This is a genomic window from Herbaspirillum sp. CAH-3 (assembly GCF_009668275.1).
GTDB lineage: Bacteria > Pseudomonadota > Gammaproteobacteria > Burkholderiales > Burkholderiaceae_D > Herbaspirillum > Herbaspirillum aquaticum.
In genome coordinates this window covers 75493-82693 of sequence record NZ_VSWE01000023.1, presented here as the reverse complement: position 1 = coordinate 82693, position 7201 = coordinate 75493, and the positions used below count along the sequence as shown (strand labels likewise).

Below are 7201 nucleotides of genomic sequence, written 5' to 3'. Positions count from 1 at the left end.
CCCCAGAAGGCGCGCTGGCCGCGTTGCACGTCAGGGCTGGTGGCACCACCACCAGCCCTGACGCGCGCCTTGCCACCACGCCTTCTGGGGGCAACGCATCTCACAGATTGAATGTGAACAGGCCCTAGAACCCCGCAACGTTGGCAAGGCGTTCCACCCCGCCTAATGCGATGACACGAACATCGCCGACGGTTCAGGCTCGGGCAGCGCATACGCTTCTTTCATGCGCGCGACCTCTTGCGTCGGTGGCAGGCCGAAGAGGCGCCTGAATTCGCGGCTGAACTGGGAAGCGCTTTCATAGCCGACGCGCGCGCTGGCTTCGGCTACCGTCAGGCCGTTGCGCAGCATCAGCAGGCGCGCCTGATGCAGGCGGGTCGATTTCAGGTATTGCATCGGCGAAGTGGCGGTGACCGCCTTGAAATGCGCATGAAAGGAGGGCGGACTCATGGCCGCCTCCTGCGCGAGCTGTTCCACATCCAGTTTGTCCGCATAGGCGGCGTGAATTTTCCGGATGGCCTTGGCCACTTTTCCATATTGCCCGTCATTGCGCAGCGCGGCGCGCATGGAGGCACCTTGCCTGCCCGTGAGTACCCGCAGGTAGATCTCCTTCACCAGCGACCGGCCCAAGATCCTGGCTTCCATCGGCACCCGCATGGCCTCCAGGAAACGCAATACCGAGGCCGACATCCGCGCATCCATCCTGGTGGCGAACATGGTCTGCGGATGGGCGGAGAGACCGGCATCATCCATCTGCAAGAGGATTTCAGCCAGCAGTTGGAAATCCAGCCGGAAATAGATCGCCAGCAAGGGCGCCTTCGCACTGGCGTCGGTTTCCATCGTGAAGGGCACGGGCACCGACACAGCCAGGTAGTGCCGCGCATCATAGAGATAGGTTTGCCCGCCCAGGAATCCGCGCTTGCGTCCCTGCACGACCACGACGATGCCCGGCTCGTAGAGGACCGGCGTTTCACTCAGTGCACGGTTGGATCTGAGGAAGCGCACATCCGGAAGCGGCGACAGGTTGTAGCCTTCGTCAGGGGCGAGCTCAGTGAGCAGCTTCACCATGCGTTGATGGGCATTCGAATTTTTCTGCCCGGATTTCTTCGTACTTCCTGACATGAGCGATCTCATAGTTTTAGGCAAACACCACATGCTAACCGACATGGTGGATCGACGGGAGCCTGCCTATGATGGCAGCCATCGTCCTCTCCGTCGGGAAGCTGCTCCAGCCTCCCGGAGAGTCTGCCATCAAGGACTACAAGGATTCCCATGAAAACTTCCAAGACATTGCATTTCCTGATTACGGGCGTGAGCTCGGGCTTTGGGCGGGCGCTGGCGGATGCTGCCCTGCAGGCCGGCCATTCAGTAACAGGCACAGTACGCAATGAGGCCGCCAAAGAGCAATTCGAGCAGCTTGCTCCCGGATGCGCGACGGCCATCGTCCTCGACGTGACCGATTTCTCTACCATTGATGAGGTGGCCGGGCAGCTGGCTCCGGTGGATGTGCTGGTCAACAACGCCGGCTATGGCCATGAAGGTGCGCTCGAAGAATCCTCGCTTGAAGAGATGCGGCACCAGTTCGATGTCAACGTGTTCGGTGCCGTAGCCATGATGAAGGCCGTGCTGCCCTCCATGCGGGCGCGGCGCAGCGGCCATATCATCAACATCACCTCCATGGGCGGATTCATCACCATGCCGGGCATTGCCTATTACTGCGGCAGCAAGTTCGCCCTGGAAGGCATTTCCGAGACCCTGGCCAAGGAAGTGGCAGCGTTCGGCATCAAGGTCACGGCTGTGGCACCCGGTTCCTTCCGTACCGACTGGGCGGGACGCTCCATGGTGCGTTCGCCCCGAAGCCTGGCGGATTACGATGCAGTGATCGACCCGATCCGCGCAGCACGCCAGGCCAAGAGCGGGCACCAGCTCGGCGACCCGGCCAAGGCGGCACAGGTGATCCTCGACATGGCCGGCGATGCCGACGCACCGGTGCATCTCCTGCTGGGCAGCGACGCCGTCAAGCTGGTGCGCGAAAAGCTGGCGCTGATGCTTGAGGAAATCGATGCATGGGAAACGATCTCGGCATCCACGGATTTCCGGTGAGCGATCTTGCAGCAGGGTCCAAGGTCGTTGAGAGGGTGTGATGCAGGGGTTGGTCCCGACACCGTCCACCGCAAAGAGGCAAAACCATGCGGCCCGAGGGCCGCATTTTTTACGAGAAGCGGGCCGCATTTCCTTTGCGGTCAGGAATGGTCAGCAGGGTTTCATCGGACGGTCATATTCGGTTGCTAGATTGCAAGCCCCCCGTCTCTTCGTCACCGTTTCCCTCACCCTCATCCTCACAGGAGTCGCCATGCCAGACCGCAACCCGCCAGCCGACCACAGCCGCCGCCGCTTCCTGCGCGACAGCGCCCTCACGACAGTGGCCGCCACCACCAGCCTGGCCGCGCCGGCCGCCTTTTCTGCCGCCCCGGCCATCGTCACCTCGGAGCGCCTGCGTCCGCAATTCCCCGGCGGCATCATGAGCGGTGACGTCACCCGCGACAGCGCCATGGTCTGGGCGCGCGCCGACCGCAATGCGCGCATGCTGGTCGAGTATTCCACCCGCGAGGATTTCAGCAACCCCGTGCGTATCGCCGGTCCCACCGCACTGGCGCGCGAAGACTACACCGCCCGCGTCGACCTGCGCGGCCTGCCGGCAGGCCAGCGTATCTACTACCGTGTGCGCTTCCAGGATCTGGTGCATGAATCGGCCCTGAGCGAGCCGCTGACCGGCAGCCTCATGGTGCCCGCCGCCACGCATGCCCAGGCGCGCGACATCACCTTCGCCTTCTCGGGCGATGAAGCCGGCCAGGGCTGGGGCATCAATGAACAGTGGGGCGGTTACCGGGTGTATGAAAGCATGCGTCGCTTCCGTCCGGATTTCTTCATCCACTCGGGCGACCAGATCTATGCCGATGGTCCTATCCAGGCCGAAGTGAAGCTGGATGACGGAACGCTGTGGCGCAACGTGGTCACCGAGGCCAAGTCCAAGGTCGCTCAGACGCTGGACGACTATCGCGGCAACTTCGCCTACAACATGCTGGACGCCAACAAGCGCCGCTTCGCCGCCGAGGTGCCCTTCCTGGTGCAGTGGGATGACCACGAGGTGCGCAACAACTGGTATCCCGGCCAGCTGATCGGTGCGGCCGAAAAGCGCTACGACGAACGCAACATCGACGTGCTGGCGGCCCGCGCGCGCCAGGCCATGTTCGAACACAATCCCTTCCGCATCGACAGCGCCGATCCCTTCCGCATCTATCGCGCCTTCAACCACGGTCCGCTGCTGGAGGTGTTCATGCTGGACGAGCGCAGCTATCGCGGCAGCAATTCTCCCAACCGCCAGAAGGGCGGCCACGACGCCGACTTCCTCGGCCCCGAGCAGATGCGCTGGATCAAGCAGGCGCTGCTGCGTTCGCGCTCGACCTGGAAGCTCATCGCCAGCGATATGCCACTGTCGATCGTGGTGCCGGACCTGAACCCGGATGTGCCCAAGGGAACCTTCGAGGCCTGGGCCAATGCCGACAACGGCAAGCCCTCCGGGCGCGAGCTGGAGGTGGCCGAACTGCTGCGCTTCATCAAGCGGCACGACATCAAGAACGTGGTGTGGGTGACGGCCGACGTGCACTACGCCTCGGCTACGCACTATGCGCCCGAGCGTGCGCAGTTCACCGACTTCAAGCCCTTCTGGGAATTCGTCGGTGGCCCGATCAATGCCGGTACCTTCGGGCCGGGCGAGATCGATCGTACCTTCGGTCCGGACGTGCGCTTCGTCAGCATCCCGGCGGACATGAAGCAGAACCGCTCGCCGGCCGAGCTGCTGCAGTTCTTCGGCATCGGCAAGATCGACGCCAAGAGCAAGACCCTCACCGTCACGCTGCACAACACCGACGGCAAGGAAATCTACAAGGTGGAATTGCCGCCCGAGGCCTGATCGCCTGCGGGCAGTGCGGCAAGAATCGGACCGGACTCAGCCCGGTCCGGCAAGCTTGCGCGAGATGTTCGCGCAGGCTTGCAGCAGCGGCATCACATAGGCCTGCTGCGCATCGGCCAGGCGGCGATACAGCGGAATGCTCACGCTCACGCAGGCCACCGGTACGCCATCCGCACCGATGATGGCGGCGCCGTAACAAAAGATCTGGGCTTCGTTCTCTTCGCGGTCTTCCGCATAGCCGCGCGTGCGGGTCTCTTCGACATCGGCGCGCAGGGCCTCCAGCGTGGTGTGCGTGTTGGCCGTGAAGGCTTGCAGATGCAGCGCGCGCATCAGGCGTTCGCGCTGCACTTGTTCCAGTGCGGCCAGGTAGGCTTTGCCCACGGAACTCGAATACAAGGTCACGCGGGTCCCGATGCGCGAATCCATGCGCACGGCTTGCGGACTTTCCAGTTTCTCGATGTAGACCATGCTGTGGTCGCTGGGCACGGCCAGGTGCACGGTCTCGCGCGTGATGTCGCGCAGCTGGCGCAACGGCTCGATGGCCGTGGTGCGGATGTCGCTGCGGTCCCAGGCGCGGCTGGCCAGATGGATCAGGCGCGGTCCGACTTCATATTGCTTGCTGCGCGGGTTCTCCACCACCATGCCCTCGGCCATGAGCGCACCGAGGATGCGATAGACCGTGGGGCGCGGATAGCCCGACAGCGCCGCCAGCTGCGCGATGGAGAGCGGCGCTTCCTGGTCGGCGATCAGCTGCAGCACCGCCATGAACTTGGAGAAGGCGGCAGTGCCCGCGATCTTGTTGTCGTCAGCTTGTTTGTCGTGGTCGGGCATGAGCGCGGGATCGTGGGGCAGGAGTGGATCAAGGACAGGGGCAGGATTGCGTACAAGATTCAGTACGAAAATCCGTACAGAATTCCGTACTGATTTCGGGCCAGATTATAGCCGAGCCCACCTGCAAAAAATCCCGCGCCGTCTGGAGCCGGCGCGGGCAAATGGCATTGCACGTGAAAGCGTTGCGGTGGCGTCAGGCCACCAGATAGCCGCCATCGACCGGCACGATGGCACCGGTCATGAAGGAGGCCGCCGGTGAACACAGGAAAGCGACCACCTGGCCGATGTCTTCCGGCTTGCCCCAGCGGCCCAGCGGTGTGCGCGCCAGGATCGGCCCGGCGCGTACGGGATCGTCCTGCAGGGCTTGCGTGAGCGGGGTGGCGATCCAGCCCGGCGCCACCGCATTGACGCGGATGCCGTCGGCCGCATAGGCGATGGCCAGCGACTTGGTCAGCTGCGCCACGCCGCCCTTGCTGGCGCTGTAGCCCGGCACCAGTCCGCCGCCGAAGAAGCTGAGCATGGAGGCGGTATTGACGATGCAGCCCCCGGATTGCTTGAGCAGTTCGCGGCTGGCAGCGCACACCCGCATGGTGCCGGTGAGGTTGACCGCGATGACCTGCTCGAAGACCTCGGTCTCCAGCTCTTCCCCGCGCTTGATGATGCCGGCGCAGTTGACCACGATATCGAGTTGCGTGATGTTGGCCAGCACCGCGCGCACGCTGTCTTCGCTGGCTACGTTCATTTCCGCCAAGGTGATGCCGCTGCCCTCGAATGGCGCATGCGCCAAGGGCGGCAGGCCGGCAGCGATGACGTGTGCGCCCAGTGCGGCGAGCTGGCGTGCGACGGCCGCGCCTATGCCTTGGGTGCCGCCGGTAACGAGGGCGGTCTTGCCCCGGAGCAGGTCGGGAATGAAGCTCATGAAAATTCCTTCTGGTGAGTGGCAGGAGACTGGCTGGATGCCGCTACCCACGGGCGGCGGCATCGGGTCAGGCTACTGACGGGTGAAGGTTTGCCTCAGGCGGCCTGTGCCTCGATCGGCTTGTCCACCACGAACATGTAGACCAGCGCGGCGGCGAAGGCCACGGCGGCACTGATCAGGAGGGCATTGACGAAGGAGTGGGTCTGGTCCACCACCACGCCCGTGATGACCGGTGCCAGCGAGCCGCCGAGATAGCCGCCGAAGTTCTGCATGCTGCCCAGCGATGCCACCAGGCGCCGCGGAATGGCCACCGAGACCAGCGCCCAGGCGCCACCGGAAGCCATGTTCACGAAGGCCATGGCCAGCGAGATGTAGACGATGGCCATGGTGGTGCTGGGCGTATAGGCGGCCGGAATGGTGAAGGCACCGGCACCGATCAAGCCCGCGCAGATCGGCCACTTGCGGCTGCGGATGGCAGGCATGCCGCGCTTCATCAGGCCATCGGCGATGTAGCCCGAGGAGAGCATGCCGAGCGTGCCGAAGATGTAGGGAATCACCACCACCCAGCCGGTGCGCGCGATGGAGAGATGGCGCTCATGTTCCAGGTAGGCGGGCAGCCAGGTGAGGTACAGCCACACCATGTAGATCACGCCCATGAAGCCGAACAGCATGCCCCAGGTGGTGCGATAGGTGAAGAGGCTCTTCCATTCGGACCAGCTCAGTTTGGCATTGGCGTTGGGGTCGTTGTCATGGTCATCGGCCAGGTACAGCACCTCGGAGGGCGTGAGCTGGACTTCGTTGCGATTCCGGTAAAACAGGTACCAGCCCACCGACACGGCGATGCCCAGTACGCCCATGATGACGAACATCATGCGCCAGCCGAAGGAGAGCATCAGGATCGTGAGGATGGGCGGCGCCAGCGCCGGTCCGATGGTGGAGGAGGCGACGAAGATGCCGGTCGGCCCGCCGCGCTCGCGCATGGCAAACCATTCCGAGACCACCTTGGCACCGGCCGGGAACTGTGGCGCCTCACCCAGGCCGAGGAACACCCGCGCCACCAGGAACTGCTGCAGGCTGCTTACGAAGCCGCCCGCCAGCTGTGCCACCGACCAGATGAACATGCCCGCGCCCAGCATCACGCGCGCCCCGAACTTGTCGAGCATGGCGCCGATGGGCAATTGCGAGAAGGCATAGGCCAGCGAGAAGGCCGACAGCAACAGGCCCATCTGCGAGGCCGAGAGGTTGAGCTCCTGGCTCACCGAGTGGTTGGCGATGGACAGCGTGCTGCGGTCGAGGTAGTTGACGATGCCTGCCAGCATGAGGAAGCTCAGTGCCACGAGCTGTATGCGTTTGAGCCGGGGGCTCTTTTCCTTTTGGACTTCCATGGGTTACGTCTCCAGTGTGAATGAGTCAATGCCATTGGCGTGCTTCGTGCCGGCTCCGTCTATTGCGGAGCTCGCTGTCGATGACATGGCCGAAGC

General features: G+C 63.8%; 6 protein-coding genes. 2 read left to right on the top strand and 4 right to left on the bottom strand.

Features of this window, described 5'->3' with window-relative positions:
* Positions 1–162: 162 nt before the first annotated feature.
* Complete coding sequence (locus tag FYB76_RS24100; protein WP_370516405.1) at positions 163–1131, bottom strand: AraC family transcriptional regulator N-terminal domain-containing protein; 969 nt, start codon at positions 1129–1131, stop codon at positions 163–165.
* Positions 1132–1269: 138 nt separating this feature from the next.
* Between FYB76_RS24100 and FYB76_RS24095 the strand changes: the two genes are divergently transcribed.
* Together FYB76_RS24095 and FYB76_RS24090 are read left to right on the top strand one after the other, a co-directional pair.
* Positions 1270–2100 (top strand): oxidoreductase, encoded by an 831-nt coding sequence (locus FYB76_RS24095; RefSeq protein WP_154135311.1) that lies wholly within the window; start codon positions 1270–1272, stop codon positions 2098–2100.
* 250 nt (positions 2101–2350) lie between these two features.
* Entirely contained in the window at positions 2351–3970 is a 1620-nt protein-coding gene (locus FYB76_RS24090; protein WP_154135310.1) for an alkaline phosphatase, read from the top strand.
* A gap of 36 nt (positions 3971–4006) precedes the next feature.
* Here the strand turns inward: FYB76_RS24090 and FYB76_RS24085 are convergent, their stop codons facing one another.
* From FYB76_RS24085 to FYB76_RS24075, 3 genes are all read right to left on the bottom strand, one after another.
* A complete protein-coding gene (locus tag FYB76_RS24085) occupies positions 4007–4801 on the bottom strand; it encodes an IclR family transcriptional regulator (protein WP_154135309.1) in 795 nt (264 codons plus the stop codon).
* 193 nt (positions 4802–4994) lie between these two features.
* Positions 4995–5720 carry an SDR family NAD(P)-dependent oxidoreductase gene (locus FYB76_RS24080; protein WP_154135308.1) on the bottom strand — a complete coding sequence of 242 codons (726 nt, stop codon included), beginning with the start codon at positions 5718–5720 and terminating at the stop codon, positions 4995–4997.
* A 95-nt stretch (positions 5721–5815) separates the two neighbouring features.
* Positions 5816–7105 (bottom strand): MFS transporter, encoded by a 1290-nt coding sequence (locus FYB76_RS24075; RefSeq protein WP_154135307.1) that lies wholly within the window; start codon positions 7103–7105, stop codon positions 5816–5818.
* Positions 7106–7201 lie beyond the last annotated feature (96 nt).